At 36.5% G+C, this 17,915-nt stretch carries 16 protein-coding genes; all 16 read right to left on the minus strand.

Annotated elements, in window-relative coordinates:
- Positions 1-47 precede the first annotated feature (47 nt).
- Genes Y7E_RS0125880 through Y7E_RS0125955 form a run of 16 tightly spaced genes read right to left on the minus strand, consistent with a single transcriptional unit; the run spans position 48 to position 17,901 of the window.
- On the minus strand, positions 48-1,112 hold the full coding sequence (locus Y7E_RS0125880; protein WP_017154112.1) for an N-acetylmuramoyl-L-alanine amidase: 1,065 nt from the start codon (positions 1,110-1,112) through the stop codon (positions 48-50).
- Positions 1,109-1,348: a hypothetical protein gene (locus Y7E_RS0125885; protein WP_017154113.1), complete on the minus strand. Its 240-nt coding sequence runs from the start codon at positions 1,346-1,348 to the stop codon at positions 1,109-1,111. The genes Y7E_RS0125880 and Y7E_RS0125885 overlap by 4 nt, the downstream gene beginning before the upstream one ends.
- Positions 1,348-1,584, minus strand: a complete 237-nt coding sequence (locus Y7E_RS0125890) for a hemolysin XhlA family protein (RefSeq protein ID WP_017154114.1) — start codon at positions 1,582-1,584, stop codon at positions 1,348-1,350. The genes Y7E_RS0125885 and Y7E_RS0125890 overlap by 1 nt, the downstream gene beginning before the upstream one ends.
- 47 nt (positions 1,585-1,631) lie before the next feature.
- On the minus strand, positions 1,632-2,591 hold the full coding sequence (locus Y7E_RS0125895) for a tyrosine-type recombinase/integrase (RefSeq protein ID WP_017154115.1): 960 nt from the start codon (positions 2,589-2,591) through the stop codon (positions 1,632-1,634).
- 32 nt (positions 2,592-2,623) lie between these two features.
- Positions 2,624-7,411, minus strand: coding sequence for a phage tail spike protein (locus Y7E_RS31070; RefSeq protein WP_017154116.1), 4,788 nt, complete (start codon positions 7,409-7,411; stop codon positions 2,624-2,626).
- Complete coding sequence (locus Y7E_RS0125905) at positions 7,408-8,865, minus strand: distal tail protein Dit (RefSeq protein WP_017154117.1); 1,458 nt, start codon at positions 8,863-8,865, stop codon at positions 7,408-7,410. The genes Y7E_RS31070 and Y7E_RS0125905 overlap by 4 nt, the downstream gene beginning before the upstream one ends.
- A 41-nt stretch (positions 8,866-8,906) precedes the next feature.
- Entirely contained in the window at positions 8,907-13,889 is a 4,983-nt protein-coding gene (locus Y7E_RS0125910; RefSeq protein WP_017154118.1) for a phage tail tape measure protein, read from the minus strand.
- Positions 13,890-13,904: 15 nt separating this feature from the next.
- Positions 13,905-14,054 carry a hypothetical protein gene (locus tag Y7E_RS34600; RefSeq protein ID WP_237741415.1) on the minus strand — a complete coding sequence of 50 codons (150 nt, stop codon included), beginning with the start codon at positions 14,052-14,054 and terminating at the stop codon, positions 13,905-13,907.
- Complete coding sequence (gene gpG / locus Y7E_RS0125920; RefSeq protein WP_017154120.1) at positions 14,051-14,425, minus strand: phage tail assembly chaperone G; 375 nt, start codon at positions 14,423-14,425, stop codon at positions 14,051-14,053. Before gpG ends, Y7E_RS34600 begins: the two co-directional genes overlap by 4 nt.
- A gap of 59 nt (positions 14,426-14,484) precedes the next feature.
- Positions 14,485-15,066: a major tail protein gene (locus Y7E_RS0125925; RefSeq protein WP_017154121.1), complete on the minus strand. Its 582-nt coding sequence runs from the start codon at positions 15,064-15,066 to the stop codon at positions 14,485-14,487.
- A gap of 14 nt (positions 15,067-15,080) precedes the next feature.
- Positions 15,081-15,443 carry a structural protein gene (locus tag Y7E_RS0125930; RefSeq protein ID WP_017154122.1) on the minus strand — a complete coding sequence of 121 codons (363 nt, stop codon included), beginning with the start codon at positions 15,441-15,443 and terminating at the stop codon, positions 15,081-15,083.
- Entirely contained in the window at positions 15,440-15,877 is a 438-nt protein-coding gene (locus tag Y7E_RS0125935) for an HK97-gp10 family putative phage morphogenesis protein (RefSeq protein ID WP_017154123.1), read from the minus strand. The genes Y7E_RS0125930 and Y7E_RS0125935 overlap by 4 nt, the downstream gene beginning before the upstream one ends.
- Positions 15,865-16,239, minus strand: coding sequence for a phage head closure protein (locus tag Y7E_RS0125940; RefSeq protein WP_017154124.1), 375 nt, complete (start codon positions 16,237-16,239; stop codon positions 15,865-15,867). Before Y7E_RS0125940 ends, Y7E_RS0125935 begins: the two co-directional genes overlap by 13 nt.
- A complete protein-coding gene (locus Y7E_RS0125945) occupies positions 16,226-16,537 on the minus strand; it encodes a hypothetical protein (protein WP_017154125.1) in 312 nt (103 codons plus the stop codon). Before Y7E_RS0125945 ends, Y7E_RS0125940 begins: the two co-directional genes overlap by 14 nt.
- Before the next feature lie 5 nt (positions 16,538-16,542).
- Positions 16,543-16,725 carry a hypothetical protein gene (locus Y7E_RS0125950; RefSeq protein ID WP_017154126.1) on the minus strand — a complete coding sequence of 61 codons (183 nt, stop codon included), beginning with the start codon at positions 16,723-16,725 and terminating at the stop codon, positions 16,543-16,545.
- A gap of 18 nt (positions 16,726-16,743) precedes the next feature.
- On the minus strand, positions 16,744-17,901 hold the full coding sequence (locus Y7E_RS0125955) for a phage major capsid protein (protein WP_017154127.1): 1,158 nt from the start codon (positions 17,899-17,901) through the stop codon (positions 16,744-16,746).
- Between the last annotated feature and the right edge of the window lie 14 nt (positions 17,902-17,915).

Below are 17,915 nucleotides of genomic sequence, written 5' to 3' on the forward strand. Positions count from 1 at the left end.
AATAAAAACACAAAATAATCCGACTCTTATTCAGAGTCGGATTATTTTCACTTCACATATACATAGGCTTCATTAGCTGTTACATAGTATGTTTTGCCCCTGCTGTTATGCACTTTGTACTGATAAGATCCGTTCACTTTTACTTTTGCATCGATAGTAAACCCTAACCCTGCATCTACAGAACCAGCAACATCTTTATCCTGCCAAGATGGAGAATCGTAGAAACGTAGGTTGTCCACTTCAGAAACAACACGTTTGCCTACAATAGATGAATCTACTGTGCTTTTCTTGTCGAATTTTACATAAGAAGGATTGTATTTAATCCATTGCTCACCGCCAAGATTTAGCCAACCATCTTTTTCAGCCCATACAATATAAGATTCTGGTTTGTTTAACTGACGGAGTTTAGAATAGCTTGTATCTGGTCCTTTACGTAAATTAACATTGTAACCATTAATATACGCAACACCATCTGTTACTTCTGTTGGTACTTCTTCTGGTTTTGATGGTTTCTCTGGTACAGAAACATCAGCATTAGAATTATTGTATGCACGTTTCACATCAGCGCGAAATTGAGCTTCTGATACACCATGGCTACGTAAGTAATCAAGTGGATCTTCATGATCTGTACCACCTAAACCATAAGTAACATCTTTATGAGTCCACAATCCTTTAGAAGGATGAATGTTACGGTCACGTAAAATCGTAGCTAATAGTTTTACATAACGCTCATATGATTTTTTAAATTTAACTGGATCACTAGTTTCAGAGAGTTCCACATGAACAAATCGTTTGTTTGCTACTGGACCAGCACCCCATGCCTGGAATTTGGTAGAGGCAATTTGAATTGTTTCATCCCAATCTGTTGCATAATGTACAAATGCACTTCTCCATGTTCTCGCTTCATAGTTTCGGATATTAATAGCCGGTGCTTCTGGTGTCGCTGTACTGTGAGCAACAACACCTTCATAAGCACCAACACCATAACGATATGGTTGTTTTGGTAAATCAGGAATTATAAGTGTTCTATCAGCAAAAGCACTTGTTGCAATGGATAATACTAAAATAACGGCAAAGACTACAGAAGAAATATGTTTTAATGTCTTTTTCATTTCACATCAGCATCCTTTTTAAAAATTTTTGTGTGGTCAAATAATCCACTTGCTGACAGTCCGATGATGATTCCTTGAAATACATTCATTTTTAAGTCTTGCGGCAAAAACAAAACGCCTAGCACAATGCCAAGCGTTAAATTTAATAACGGAATGTATTTTGTTTGTAATCCAATTGTTTTTGCAATCTGCGAAAGACCTACTACAACGGCAATCATTACGCTAATTTCAACCATTACATACCACCTCCTTTCAAGAAGAAAGTGAGGGCTGCACCGATAATTCCACCAACAATAAGTCGTAAAATCCATGTAGTGTTTGCGCTGATTTTATCTAGTTGTTTGTTGATATTATCAATATCTTTCTCGTTTCCTGTTGTACGCATTTCCAAACTTTTAATATCAAACCTCATGTCTTTGATTTCTTGTTTCATTTCCTGCATATCATTTCTTACTTCTTGTAAGCCTTCCACTTTGACCACCCCTTTTCAAAATAAAAAAGAAGCATATATATGCTTCTTCACGCTGCAAAACAACTTGGATCCATTCCAAAAATCTCTGCAATATCTTCTTCACTTCTATCTTTTAGGTAAGATTCAGTTGTGGAAATATCAGAATGGTTAGCAAGCGACTTTAATTTTTCAAGTGGCACACCTTGTACTTTTAAATTATCTAATCTACTATGACGGAAACAGTGAGGATTGATTTTAAATTCCTTACCTTCTTTTTCGTACAGCATCTTAGCAAAAATCTTGCACCAATAATTGAATACACTCTTATTTAAAAGTCTTCTTTCACCATTCTTATACACACGTACAAATAAATCTGGAATAGCATCTTTACCACGCTGATCTATATATAAACGAATGCATTTTTGCACTCGGAGATTGTAATAAAGCCTAAATTTTTTACCGCGCTTTCCACGAACTATATTAGTGTAATACCTTTCTGTTAGCCCCTCTTTCTTCACTTGGTAAACTTCATTCTTTCTCGCTGCACTGTAATAAGAAAGAGCTAAATAGGTTGCTAACATATATTTCTCTTGTTCAATCAACTCATCAATTAACCAATTAATCTGATTTTCTGTAATAAATGTTATTTCTCTGACTGGACTCTTTGGCAAGCCTCGTACTCTTGAACCTACATTAAATTCATAATCATAGTCATCATCGTCAGCGCAAAATTCAAGAGCTGAACGTAATGCGCTCATTAATCCATTCACACGTGCATTAGACATTCCCATCTCCTGAAAAATAATAGATAAATTCCGAATGTCTTTACGTGTTAAATCAATAAGATTTTTATTTCCGAAGTGTTCATGTATTAGAAACAAAATAATTCGTAAATCCCAATTGTATTGCTGTAAAGTGCTTGCCGCTTTCCCTTGTGCTTTCTTTTCAATAAGAAAATCTTTGACTAGATTTTTGTTTTCTCGGCTCACATGCTTTTCATAAATTGCTTGGTTTACTATTCGTTTCACACTGATCATCTCCTCAAAATAAAAAAGACCAGCTATTGCTGCTCTATAGGGTCCGTTTGTTCAGTTGTACCGCCTTCTTCTGTTCCTCCTGGTTCTTCGGTTGTTGGTGTATCCGTTTGACCATTCTGTTCTATTAAACTTTGCACTAAAGCTTCTAACCTTGCCACTCTTTCGTTAAGCTGTTTATTTTCTTCAGTTAAGCGATTATTTACTTCATTTTGTGCTAAGACATGTTCTTTTAACCCTGCCATTGTTACGGACGCCATACTGTAAATATCAATCGTTTCATGTTTCTCGCCTGCAAAAACTTCATCAGCATCATCTGCGATTAAACCAATACTCTTCTTGATTTCTTTTATGGTGTGTAAATTATCTGGATCGTTTTCTCTTATTTCATACAAATTAGCAATGTCAGATTTGAAGTAATATTCTTGGACATTAGACTCTAGAATTTTCTCTAAAGGTGAGAATGTTAAGTCTTTGATATAAGCTTTTAAACTCCTTTGTGACGTATTAAGGAATCTAGCGGCTTTCAAATCTGCCCAACTACCTCCACGTGTTTTGAATTGCAATGCTTCAGAATAATCTGGATGAGCTGAACCACGAATTACAAAATTCGCCAATCGTAAATCGGAATCATAATCACTTCGAACTAAGCACATGACATTCGTGTTATTAACACCTTTTTTATGAAAGTAAAATTCTCCAGTGCCACTTGAGAACCATTGAAGTCCATCGCTGGTAGCTTCAAATTGCCCTGAATTTCTAAAGAACAGTAATTGTATATTTGAACTATAAGTATTAAAACTGGAATCTTTCACCATTTCGATACTACCCACAGATTCTGTTAAATTACTCGGGTTAATGATGTTATTTAAAACAAGGGAGCCTGTCATATTAGAGCCAGCAAAGGAGTCACTTCCAAGAACAAGAGCTGGACGCACACTTCCATCAGTTCTGTTGAAAAATCCCCAGAATGCCCGTGGTATCGATTTTTCATACAATGTCATGTATTGTTGAGTCATTTCTACAAAACGATCACTTTGGGCTGTTTTAATTGTTACCCCTTGTAAAAGTTGAGCTTCTAAAGATTTAGCTACTGCATTACCATCTAATTCAATTTTCCCTGCTTTAATTTTTACTGCCTCAGCGGATTGGTTGATTTCTGAAATGGATTGCCCCTTCGTAACTTTAGAATTAATTTCACCAGCCTGAACTTTAAATTGAGCATTCATGCTTTCTACAATAGCATCATTTTTACCATCGACTTCATTTTTTGTATAAACATTTTTCGTATCTGCTTTTAGTTCTAATGCTTGAGCAGTTTGGATAAATTGGGTACTTACTTCTGACATTTTCTTATCGTAATCTTCGGTTAAAACTCGACTCGCTATATCATCAACTAATTTGTCGTAGTCGGTGTAGTCTTTAGGGTTTAATGTGAATGTTGTACCCGTTTTACCGTTTGTCACCATCGGTTTTGAGAATCTAACAACAAAACCAACACCTGCTGCATAGAATCTAATTCTCGTTCTAACCGTTCCAACTGGCGGTTTAAATGGCACATCAGTCTTGATATGAGCGCCTACAGCTAATGTTAATTGTTTATTCTCAGCACTAATCTGTTTGCCATCGCTTGCGTAATAGTTAAAATATACATTAGCATTTTGTCCAGAAGTAGGAGCTGTTTCAGCAAAAGCGTAAGCAGATACAACATAATCAACTTCACCTGTTATTTCTCCAGCTGCAAAGAAATGAGAGAAGTTAGCATGTACTTGTGTGGTATCGGCTCTACCAGTAACACGACACGAATTAAAACCTTCGTGACCTCCGCCTTTTATGAACTCAACATTACCATCTCCGCCTTTGTTGACATTCCAATATTTAAGATTATTGTCCACAGCCAAAGCAAAGTCTGCATCTCTGAATTTATTGTGAATGCCTAATCCACCAGTATAATCTTGCACATACTCAGCACCAACTTTTGTTGAAATGGCATCAGCATTTGCTTTGATTTGAGCAGATTGTTGTTGCAATTCAGTTTGAGCATTCTTAATGTCATTTCCTTGTTGCGTTTGTATTTTAGACACATTAGAAATATTCACTTGTAAGTCGCTAACCGTTTGAGAAACCTCACTAACTTTCTTGTTGGTTGTTGTGATTTGAGTTTGCGCTTCTTGTGCTTTCTTATCAGCATTATCAGCAGCCGTTTGTGCTGCTCCAGCCTTTTTATCTGCATTGGTTGCTGCAGTATTAGCGTTATCGGCTGTTTCTTGCGCCTTCTTCACATCGTTCGAAACGGTTGTTACGTTTTGTTCTGTTTTAGATAATTTACTGCTAACTTGATCAACGCTAGTAATAATTTCAGCAGTCTTTTTAGTGAAATCTGTATTATAAGTCATATCTTCTGGAGCAATTGTCCAGTTATCAACGATATTACCGTTCGCTAATTTAACACCAGTTATATCGATTTTTTGCCCTACAGTACTACTGCTTTTTCTAAGTCCGAAATAAACCCTAACTCTTCCGTGTTCAATTTTAAATTTTCCGTAGAGATGATGCCATTTACCGTCAGTCATAGTGTCATCCGCTTTAAAGAAAAAATACTTAACTCCAGGATCCCCCGATGCTCCATTCGCGTTATCTTTCACGCCAATAGTCGCAAAGCTACCATCAACACTTCTAATCCATGCCGAAATTATATATTCCCCTGGTACAACGTCAAGGTCTTTATCCAGCCACGTATCATCAACATCAATCTTTTCTATTCTTGCATACTTAGAGAATTCAGGATGTATTTCGCCATCCATATCTCTTATTTCAACTTTAGACCACAATGTTTTCCAGGTATTCATACCGTCAATGAAATTAGAGTTAGTAAGTACATTTCTAGCTGTAGCTAATTGATTTTTTAACTCAGTTTGAATATCAGTAATTGTTTGCTTTGTACCATTCGCATCTTGAACAATTTCATTTGTTTTCTTTTGAACTTCATCTATTGTATTACCTTGGGAATCAATTCTTTTATTCGTAACACTCAACTGTTCAATTTGCGTTTTGATATCTGTTTCTGTCTGAGTAATCTTAGATTCATTTTCGGTAAAACGTTTGATATAGCTCTGGTCATTTTCATTAATTTTATTTGTATTGTTTGTTATATCGTCTTGTATGGCTTGTTTATCAATTTCATACGATTGAACCTTAACATGACCTTGAAGTGCTTGATCAATTTCAGTCTTCTTGTAAACATCTTTAATATCAGCCTTATTTTGAATGTCAGTTTGAATTTGATCTTTAACCCATTGTTGGTTAACTTTAGAACCAACTTCTGTTTGAAGCTTCTTGATTTCATCCTCAATACTTTTGATATCGTTATCTATGATAGAAGTATCTGGAGTCAACCTATCCCATTTCGTCCCATCCCACAAATAAAGGATAGGTTTATCAGGATTACTTATGTCTAACCATAAAGTTACATCTTTCTCAGGATTGGGTGGTGGCGTTGTACTTTTAACAATTTTCGTCTGAAAATCTTTCTGTTTTTGTGCAACAGCATCTGCGATATCTTTTGCCGCTTGTGCCGCTGATGATGCATCGTCAGCAGTTTGTTTAGAATTGTTAGCTGTTTCTTGCGCTTGATTTGCTAACTTCTCTAGCTGATCAACTAATTCTTTATTCGCCTTACTGCTTAAAGAGCCAAGAATTTTATTATATAACTTTCGTAATTCATCATCTGTATTTACAATTTCGCGGAATTCACCAAAGTAATACTTATCCTTACTTGGATCCTTATCGCATTCATCAGCTGCAATAAGACGAGCTTCCAAGAAAAGAGCTGGCGTGAATCCTTTATCTTTAATACTGACAAAATCACCTTTGTGGACAGCTTCATGATATAATCCAAATACTTGTTCAAGAGCAACTACATCTACTTCATATAAAACAGATGTATCAATTCTCTTTTTTAGTTCTGTTTTGGTTAACTGCAGTAATCTTTCTGCCGTCATATCTTGGTCTTCTGTTTCAGGAGAATAAATATCAAACAAATGCGTACCATCTTCACTCCATCGTTGTAAAGCGTCATTGTCCCCTACATACAATTTCCCATTATTTATTTTTTCAAAGGTTAGATACTCTCCAGTTTCGCTATCTTGTGGTCCAACACCCACAAGAGCGGTAACGATCTTTTGTGAGTTTTCGATACGACGGATGCCTTGTAAATCTTTACCTAACACAATTTCTTTCCCGTTGTCACGTCCGACTTTTTGTACCATATCTACATAACGCCCTACAATGAATGAGCCTTGAATTTCTGTACGATAACGTATCTCTAATTCAAATGTAGATGCAATTTCCTTGAGTAAATCAAGTGAGTTCGTAAATTCCTTTATATGAATAGTTCGAACACCTGCATATTCTGTAGTACCACGTTTCCATTTCGTTTCACCAAGAGCAAAATCAATCGCTTGATTTACAGTGTAAGCCTGGAGTGTTTGCGGTTTAATATACTTCGTTTTTTTTAGCTTTGTATGTTCACTAAGAGTGTATACCTTCTTATAGCGACCTGTAGAGTCTTGTTCAACTTCAGTAATGATATAAGAAACAAAAGAACCATCTCGCACACGCTTTATCACTAAATTCTGTTGCATAAGCGAAGCAGCAATTTTTGTTCCATCCATTGTTGTGAATTCAAACTGATCTTCATTATTTTTAAGCTGCCATTTGCGTATGTCATCCCAGTAATCTTGCTCTTTAATAGCACCTATAATTTTCTCTGTCTTAAAATCGACAATATGCAATAAATTACTGTACTTGCTCATAAATACCGCTCCCTATAAGAAACCTCAACTTGTCCAATATCCGCTGGTAAAAAAGAAATATCGTTTTGTCCTTTTTCAATTGTTATATAATCACTCATAAAATCTTTTGTATAAATGGCATCTTTACCATTGATTCTAATGCTTGCATCTTTTGTATCAACTTCTACAATATCGCCTACTTCTACAATGTAAGGAATTTGTCTCTGGGTATTTTGATTCACTTTCCAAATTTTTAAATCATCTATGGTCATCAAATTACAGGGTGTTGTGCTTCCCCATTGCCCAATATGAATTTGAACTTGCGCTACTGTATTCATATGATCTTTTCCTACATCTCTCCATGTGGCAAAACGTTCAGACTCATCTTTTCCATCGTGTTTTGTAAATTTTGAAATATAAGCTTCCCAATAATCTCCTACCCGCGCAATCCACAAACGTCCATAAAATTTGTTCCATACTGTCGGTTTATCTCCTGATTCATAAATAAGTGTTTGTCTTTTGGGATGTCCTTCTGCTCCAATAACCATAGAACCTAAGTTTTGCTCAGCTTGCCAGTATAAATCGTTCATAGATATTTTTGTTACAACATTAGAGCTTTCATCCAGTAAAGCGATTTCCACACGCCCCATTTCTACAGGATTATCCCCCATGCATCGAATGTGTGCTTGCATAATGAAATCTTGTAATGGACCTTTCGGGATACTTTTTTTAACTGTCGGGCCATGAAATGTTGTTCCTGTTCCATAAGATTCGGCTAAAAATTGATACCCGTTCGTTTTCATCTTTCCAGACACAATTCCGCCTTCAACTTTTGTCGCTTCTGTCCATCCTACCATTGAACTCATTTGATCCCACATAGCAAGCTCATTTCTTTCTAATGGTGTTTCGTCGATTTTTACAGGATACCCCATGCGAAAATACTGATCGCCATTTTTGTTAATGATGTCAAAGAATGTAGAAGGATTTGCGACTGTAATTGTGAATTTTGGATCTGAATATTTAGTGCCTGTATTCTGTATGTTTAATTTCAATTGATTGTTTTCAAGTTTCGCTGTCGCAGTTTGTTCTTTGCCGAGTTTATATGGCATGGGACAAATAAATGTAATGACTCCCTGTCCGATATTAACAAGTTCCTCAGGATCAAAAGTTTCATCTACTACTGCAAGATATATCCGGTCTGGTTCTGCATCAAAAACTAATTCTTGAGCTTCTTCGGTTATGAGCCATCCTGCTAAATCTTCCTTTAGTTTTTGTAGATCAGCACCGCTTTTAGCTTCAATTCCAATTGGAACATCCAAAACTCTAATGTCAGTTTGCGTATTCAATAATCTAGCCCCTGGGTAATTTGACACTTGTAATAAATTTCTCTTTAAAGGCGCCCATGCTGGCCTTTTCCAACCTTGCCCGATTACAACATAATTTCTTCTTTGATTGTTAAAGGTAAAGGAACCCATTTTGACACCTCTTTTCTTTATAAAGCAAAAGAAACCCTAACCTAAAAGGCTGAGTTTCTTTCTTGATCTCTATTTTGATATTCAGTTACATATCGATGGCTCACACGCGCAATTTCCCTTCCTTCCAACACAACAGGGATTTCAATATAAATCGGTTCTATGTTTTCCTGTGATTGTTTTTGAGACGAACCTAATGATCTATATTGAACTGCATTTGTATTATCAGAAATAACCCTTCTCCATTGCCCTAAACTGCCGATATCCATTTGTGAAAGACCTTCGAATCGTTCTAATTGTTTACCTATATTCATAATCATCTCACGCATGCTATTGGGTAAATGAGTAATCCAATCATTCTGCCAATCTCCATCTTCAAAGATCGCATTAAAATATTTTGTTAAGGGATCGTCACCTTTAAAGGTAAATAATTGGTCTGGTCGTATAGAACGGATGCCATCAACCGCACTTGTAACGGTATCTTGTAAAGCATCCCTAACAACAGAATATTGACTCTTAATACCTGCTGCCAGCCCTTTAGCCATACGTACCCCTGCAAAAGATGAATCATTATTATTCAATGAATCTACAAGTGCATTGTTTGCTCCAAAAGCAAGTTTGCGGCTCTCTTTTTCGGACATAAATGCTGATTTTTGAATACCTACTGCAAACCCTTCACCAAAAGGCATACCACCTTGATCTCGAACTAATTTCGATGGTGAGTTAACATCTAAAGTCGCTTTTAAGGCTTCAAAAGCACCTCTAGCTAATCCCGAAGCAACTTTATTTATGATCGACCCACTCGATTGCATACCATCCGCAAAACCTTGAGCAAAACTTTTCCCTACACTGTTTGTGCCTACACTATCTAAACCAGATTTCCCTTCTTGAGCAACACTTGATCCGCTTGACCTTGCGCTGCCACTTTGGGAAGAAAGCCCCCTAGCAAATTCACCACCAGCTTTTGAACCACCACCGCCATCATTAGCACTTCCAAGCGTTCCTTCCACACTGGATTTGATACCTGAAGCTGCGCTTACAACATTTCCTCTATTGCCATTAATTCTTTGTTGCATGATTGATGTAGAAGCCGAACCGCCACCACCATCTGTAGTAGCACCAAGCATCCCTTCAATACCCAACTTCACATTAGATGCTGCTCCAACAACACTACCTCGATTATTTGCAATATTACTACGCATTATTGAGGTGGAATTATTGCCGCCACCATTGTCTGTTGTGCTACCTAATTGTTGTTCTACACCTTGTTTTATGCTTGATGCTTCACCAACAATACCAGGTTTATTTAGGGCCATATTTTGTTGCATAAGAATTGTGGAAGCCGATCCACCGCCACCGTCTGTAGTAAGACCGAGTAATCCTTCAATTCCTAGCTTTATTTCATTTGCCGCTTGTATTGGTTGTTGACTGTTTTGGCGAATACCTGCAGCTGTAGTTTGTGGAATATTTGCGCCTTGTTGGGTAGTATCAACATTTGTTTTTTGCACAACAATTTGCCGAATTACCTCAAGCGCTTGATCTACGCTAAACTGACCGCTTTGTAAACCTTGTACAAGAGAATTGATTGTTACCTGACCATTTGGTCCGAGATCATATTTTGTTTTATCTTCAAGACTAACTCCAAGTCTTGATAGTACGTCTTCCACACCAATGAAGCCCATTTCCATGCCCGTTTTTAAAGTAGACATGATTTTAGTTCCGTCTTTTGCTAAATCAGTAGCCGTTAATTTCGATAAATGTTGATGAAAGAAAATAAACACAGCGTCAATACCAACTGTGCCTTCTTTTAAGCCATTTACAAATTGTGTTGTAGTCATCTTGCCAAGTGGCCCTAAATCTATTTCTAAATTTTTCTTTAGATCAAGATTTAGTTTAGCCGCTATATCAGTAACGTTCATTTGCTTTAAACCATCAGCAAACGTAGTCATTACCTTAATACCTTCTTGGGTTAATGGTTCTTTCCCCATTTCTAAACGCATGGTATTTATTAGAGCAATTGCTACATCGTTGACTTTATATTTTCCAGATTTAATTCCTTCAACAAACTCTTCCACTTTAATATAGCCTTGCTCACCCATGTTGATTGCTTTGCTTCCATCTTCGAAAGTAACTGCAATATCATTTGCAACCTGTACAGCTTTTTCATGTGTGGATTGAAATAAGCTTTCATATAAACTATTCGAATTAGCAATTAAAGACTCACCAAATTCTTTTACTCGATCCGCACTCTTTTTATGAATATCAGCTTCTTTTTCGGCGCGGTCTTGAAGACGTTTGAACAGATTTTCATTTTTTCCTTCTATGATTTCCGAATTCTTAACGTATTCGCTAAAGCCCCTACCTTGGATTTTTATTTTTTCAGCTTCAGCTTTCGTCATTCCGGTTGTTAAATCCATTTCAATGCCTTTGGATTTCAATACTTCCTGCGCTTGTTGTAACTGCTGTTTATAGCCTTCTGTAAGAAGTATAGACTGCTCAGAGTATTTCTTATTGATTTGATCAATTGTTATTTTTTGATTTTCAGAATCTGTTATGTGACTCTTTGCAAATTCTATTTCTTTTTGTCTCGCTTTGTCTAACTCATTTGTAAGCTTTGTATATTCTGATCCTAAATCTTTTACTTTCCCTTGGATTGTTTCAACAGAAGTATTTTTGTTGAAATTATCCATTGCCTTACCTATTTTTTGAATTTCATCTACACTCTTCGCTGCTGATTTTCCTACTTCAGCATCAATAGATTGTAAAGCAGTTAGGAATACCTTTTTATCTACTTCAGTCATTTTATAAATTTGCCCGTTATATTGGGTTAAGAGGCTCTGAATTTTCTCAGTTGCTTTAATGACAGCTTCCTCTTGTGCTTTATATACTTCCATTTGGTCATTTAAGATTTTATCTTTTGCACGTAAGACTGCTGAATCAGATTCACCAGCGAACCAGCTTTCTAAATGTGCCTGGAACTTACCTTTGTCTTTATTGATTGCTTTTATTGCTTCATCAGACAATTTCGCGAACTCATCATGTGCGCGTTGGACAGCTTCTTTTGCCTTGTCGCCAGTCAATGTCGGTATTTCATCAAGTGTTTTGAAGGCTTTTTCTTTTAAATTCACATACCCCTCAAGTGCTTTTTTTGTACCTTCACTTACACCATCGCCAAATCTTCTGCTATCTTCTTCTGCTTTTTGAGCCTTCTTACCAGCATCGACAAAAGCAAGACCAAGTGCGCCAAGACCAATGACAACTCCACTAATTGTTGCAACAATTGGATTTGCTATAATAGCCCCAACAGCAAAAGAAAGCATACCAAGCGCACTGACAACCCCTAAAACAACTGGTGTTAATAATAATGCTGATCCATATGTTTTTTTCGTTCCTTCATCTAAACTATTAAACCAATCAGCTGCACCTTTTACAGATTCCTTTAATGTTGGGATAGCATTATTAGCGATTTCAAGAACTACTTTTCCAAGTGGTTCTAATGCAAGTTGTAATTCACGAGTGACAGATTTCCACTTTTTTGCGCTTGTATCATATCCATCAACCATCTTTTGCATTGCACCATCATAATTACCAAGACCTGTTTCCATGTTGTTTAGAGACAGCATCGTTGTTGCTTCGAGATCTTCCCATTTGGTTCCGAAAAGTGCAACTCCAAGTTGATTGACTTTAATTTGATCATCCGTTGTTTTCAGTTCGTTTAATACAGCATTAAAAACGTCTTTTACTGTACCTTTTCCATTCAAGAATTCCTGCCATACTTTTTGAGTGTCTTTTGACATTTCAGCCATAGCTTCATTCGTTGATTTGGAGCCGTCTTTCACACGAATCTGGAATTCTTTCATTACATCGTTCACATAGTCGAGATTATAAGCGCCGTTTTTGCTACCATTAATTAAAATTGTAAACATTTCTTCAGCACTGAAGCCCATTTCATCAAACAACGGACCATACTCACTTAAATTATCGAACAATTCATTTGAGTAGTTAAGTCCTTTGACTGAGCCTTGTGCTAATAAATCGAACGCTTTTTGACCAGATAAGCCGAAACGATCCATTAACTGACTCGCACCACGAGTAACTTCATTCACATCGGATTCCATTGTTTCCGCTAAAATTCCGCTATCTCGTGTTACTTGTTTTAAAGTATCATCATCATTGATACTTTGAATATTGCGCTTTACTTTTACAAGAGAATCACTCACACTTTCTAAATCTTCACCGTAGCCTTCACGCCATACTTCTTTAGCTACAGCACTAAATTTCAGACTCTCTTCTTTTGTTAAACCAAGACCTGTTTGAACTTTTTTGTTTGCTTCTTCAAATTTACCGGCATTAACAACAAGTGCTCCAATTCCAGCCGCTGCACCTACAGCTGCGGCTCCAAATCCTTGGCTAATCCTAGAGCCTGTTTCTTGCATACCATTACCGATTTCATTCATACGTTCACGTAATCGCCCAGAAACATCGTTCAATTCTTCAATTCTTGATTCTGTGTCACCAAGCTCATTGCGAAAACGTTGCAAGGCTGCTTCAGCATTATGAAATCCTATTGTATTACGATCTACTTGTACATTTAAGCGTTGTAAGGCCTGTGTACCTTGTCGATATTCTTGCTGTAACTGTTGATATCGCTCTTGCAATTGTCTAGTTTCTTGAGAATTAGCGCCAAACCTTTGCGTACTTTGCTGGATTTCTTGTTCTAATTGCTGCATAGATGTGGCTAGTTGCTCGCATTTTTCACGCACTTCTTGTTGCTTTTGTTTAGAAGTTTGCAAAGCTTGCTCATAGTAGCGAACCTTTTGTGTTTGCCCCTCAATCTTATTGTTTAAATGATTCACCTTATTTTGCAATTGATCCATCTCAGAACCAACGGCACGTAATTGCTCTGAACTATTTCTAAATTCAGCATCCATTATGCGAAGACTTCGGTTGATGCCAGCTACCCCACGTTCAAATTGGTCTGTATCTAACCGAACACGAGCGCCTATTGTATCGTTACTTAATGACATTTATCTCACCTACCTTTACAACCAATCCGGCGCTTTATCTGCTGTTGTTACTCGGTTTGCCTTTTCTTTTCTTGCCAAACAGGTAAAGTAAAACGCAATATCCATTTCATTGATTTGATTTTGTGTCATACCTGCATCCATCAAAAGATTATATATATCTATCACGACTTCACTGTATTTGATTTTTTTCGCTTCGGTTTCATCTCTAGTTCCTTCATCAACTTTTTTTTCGTATCATCCATCGCTTCCATTACTTTTATTGCATCATTTAAACGCCCCATGATTGCTAAACAAACTGAGTAAATTGTAAGAGATAAAAACCATACATGAGTACCGTCCACAAATTCTTGAGCAGTAAATTGATTGTCATATACTCGCGCTATAAAATTCGCTGCTTTTTCAATCGTTTCTTTTGGGACAAGATCAGCTTGCATTTCATCAGCTAATGTAGAAGCTTCAAAAGTAGCTGAACCTTGAATAAATTGTGGAAGATAATAATCTTTGGTTCCTTCTGCTGTTTGCAATGTAATTTTCATATCTTTTTCCTCCTAAATTAAAATAGGGACGGCATTTCGCCATCCCTTGTTTCTCATTATTAAGCACTTGGTGGTGCCGTTTCTGTTGGTGGACTTGGTACTGTTTTAAACCAATTTGCTGCAACGTTTGCATCAAAACCAGGTTCTTCTTCATCAAGACGATGTCTCCAGTTTCCGTCTGCACGTTGAATTGCTTTACATTTAATTTTTGCTGATTGGAAGTTTGGTTTATCTTCCGCTGTTTTATGCTCATCACTTGGAATTTCAAATTTCGTTTTATAGTAGCAATAGTAACGGTTCTTACCATTATCTTTTGGTAAACGATATAGTAAAGCTACATATGGAGCTACATCATTAACGTTATCAACAACTTGCCCTTTAATAACTTTTTTACCTAAAAGTTTCGCATAAACAGACAATGAAATATCATCCGTTTCTAGTTCGATTTCCACACCACCAAATGCATTTGCTGTAGCAAGTGGACCACCTTCTGCATAAAACGTTGTTGAATCATTCTTAGGAGATGCCTTACCACTAACTGTATAACCGATTCGTTCTGGAATCTCATAATCACACTTTCCATCTGGTGTTTCCGTTAAAATTGCGAAGTGTAAATCTCTAAAATCAATTGCAATTGCCATGCTTGTTTTCCTCCTTAATTACTGACTTCTGTTATAAAACGAAAGCCATATCTATAAATTTTTGTATCCATTTCATAATCCGGAAACGTACTTAAACGCTGAAAAGACAGCTTTTTCATAGCTGCCTGCACTGCATTTTTTAATTGTGCCTTAATAGGTGACATTGACCATATATCTACTTGATACATAACAATGGATGATTTCTCTGTATTCTCAGCATAAAAACCTGACGATGTATCCAATTCAGAAAAAGTAATCCAAGTATTCGTTTGGTCATTGCCTTTCACAAATTGATAGATAAACTCTCCACCAAGTTCTGTTTTAATTACTGAATCTATTCGTAAAACATCGAATACTTCTTTATTTAAATTTCTCATCTTGGCATCGCATCCATAAATACTTTTTGCATTGCTTCTAGTACTTCTTTTTGAGACTGAACCATCGTCTTTTCTACAAACCCCTTATGTGGTGGATTAGGTTTTTTACTTGTTCCCCAGTTTTGAAACTTCATATAGAAGTGAGGGGATCTGTCTGCCTTATCCCAACCAATTTGTACATAAGATGCTCCACCTCTTTTTACAATTTTTCCAATTTGAACAGCATCTTTTGCATGTTTTCCATCCCACCAAGGTTGTTTTGCTGTTGGCTTTTTTGGTGAAGGTCCTACAGGTGTAGGTGGGGCTTCTAACTTATCTTTAAATACATTTGCCCCAGCTTTTAATGCTTTTGTTGTAATTTTAGGAACATCTTGCCCCCAACTCTCTAGTTCTTGAATCCATTGTTCAATACCAAAGACCTCTAATTGTGCCAATTGGATCGCTCCTCGCAAATAAGACAAATTTCTTTATGCTGTTCGTCAATATCAATGGCTGACTTAATCTCATATAATCTGCCATCATAACGTACACGCATTGCTGGATTAATGCCTTCTCGGTATCGAATTGTAAAGTTTATCAGTTTAATAACAAACTCTGCATTACCTTGGAATATCTCTGATCTAAACCCTGAACCAAAAGGTGTTTTAGGTTCTGCCCATACTGTAGCAAATTCCTTCCATTCAGCAGGAATTGTATTACCTTCTTCATCCTTCGTTTCAGATGTTTTATATTCCAATATGATACGTTTATTTAATTTTGCTGCATTTAATGGTCGTTTGTATCTAAATGGTTGCATCTTGACCACCATCCAATACGATTTCTTCTAATGCTTTATCAATGCTCAGACTATTAATCTGACTTAAAAAATTCTTATCAAAATATTCAAGTGCATCATTATAAACATAACGAGAGCGTTCAAAGACTAATTCCTGGAACACCTCGTCATTATTAAGATCATAATTCCCACACACTCTCATTAAAGCTTTATTAGATGCAGAAAGGATACGTCTTAGGTTATCGTCTTCATCATCACCTAATCGCATCCTATCTTTAAACTGCTTTAATATTTCATTTGAAATTGTTGTGATGCTCATTCACATCACTCCTCATTCTCTTTCATCTCTTTAAGAAAAACACATTTGTGCTTTGGATGTTCTTTCGATAATTCATTTAACCGTTTTTTAGTAGGTTTATAATCACTTTTTGGATATTTTTCGCCTACTTGATATAGTAGATCATTATCCTCTTTATCTCTAAATGCATTAATTACTACATAAGACATAGTTTATTCACCTTCCTATTAAGCTGATGGTGCTTGAGGTGTAAATGAAATCTTTAATTCATACACAAGCGCCGCTTTATTATCTTTTGGTTTACCATTAGCGAATTGTTTGATTGTATAAAGCGTAGCATCTTCAATTGCCAATGTTTGGTCAAACTTTTTAAGTTTATATCCACCTGCAATTGCTGCAAGGTATTGACCTTTCACAAAGAATAATGCTTTCCCAACTGGAACTTCTTCAGATTCCACAAGTTGAATGTTATAAGGTAATGCCATAACCCATTGACCATTTGCCGTTTGAATTGTGTTACGTGCTTGTACACCAATAGCATCCACAGGATTGACAACCATTACAATTTTATTTAATACTTTTCGTGATTTTCCTTTTGCATCTACAGATAAAGCCTTTACTACCTCATAAAGTTCACCAGCTACCACTTCGCCAAATTCAGAAGGAGCGAATGTTAATGTACCAGATGATGCTTTATTAGTAATAGCACCTGTACTTGGATTCACATCTTTCATTAAACCAACTGGCTGATTTACTGTAGTACCTCCACCATTAATGAAACCAAATTCAAGGCCTACAGAATAACTTTCAACAAGTAAAGTACGTACATAACGTTCAACCCATACTGGACCTAATTCAAGCATATCGTTTGGAATAGCTGCAAATGCCGTTAATTTAAGTTGACCAATTTGTTCTTCACGGAATGCTGCATTCACTTGACCTTTAATTTCTCCAAATAAAGGACCCCAAGCATACGCTTTTGTTGCATCAGAGTAGATAAATTTAGTTACAGCTCCTAAATCTTGAAGTCCAATTGCATCAAGTAATGGATGTTCCGTTACTAAATCCTCAAATACACGTTCTTGTGTAGTGACTGGAAGAATAGTGTCATCCTTAAAGCCACCCTCTTGCACAACAGCATTAAAGAATTTTGTTTCTTCAGAAGTTAAAACATTTTGACCACGTTGTTGTAGAATAGAGCGATCAAGCATTTCATCATTAACCTGTGTACGAACTGTATTAATTACGTCCGTTTGCATTACATCAAAGAAATTTTCAAAGGCTGCCGTTTGCTCTTGTTCTGTACTTTCAGCATTTGTTAAAGCATCCGTTAATTTCGCTTTTGCCTTATTAAACGCTTCAGATTTATTAAATTTAATTACCATTATGTGTTTCCTCC

It is taken from the genome of Bacillus bingmayongensis (assembly GCF_000299035.1).
GTDB lineage: Bacteria > Bacillota > Bacilli > Bacillales > Bacillaceae_G > Bacillus_A > Bacillus_A bingmayongensis.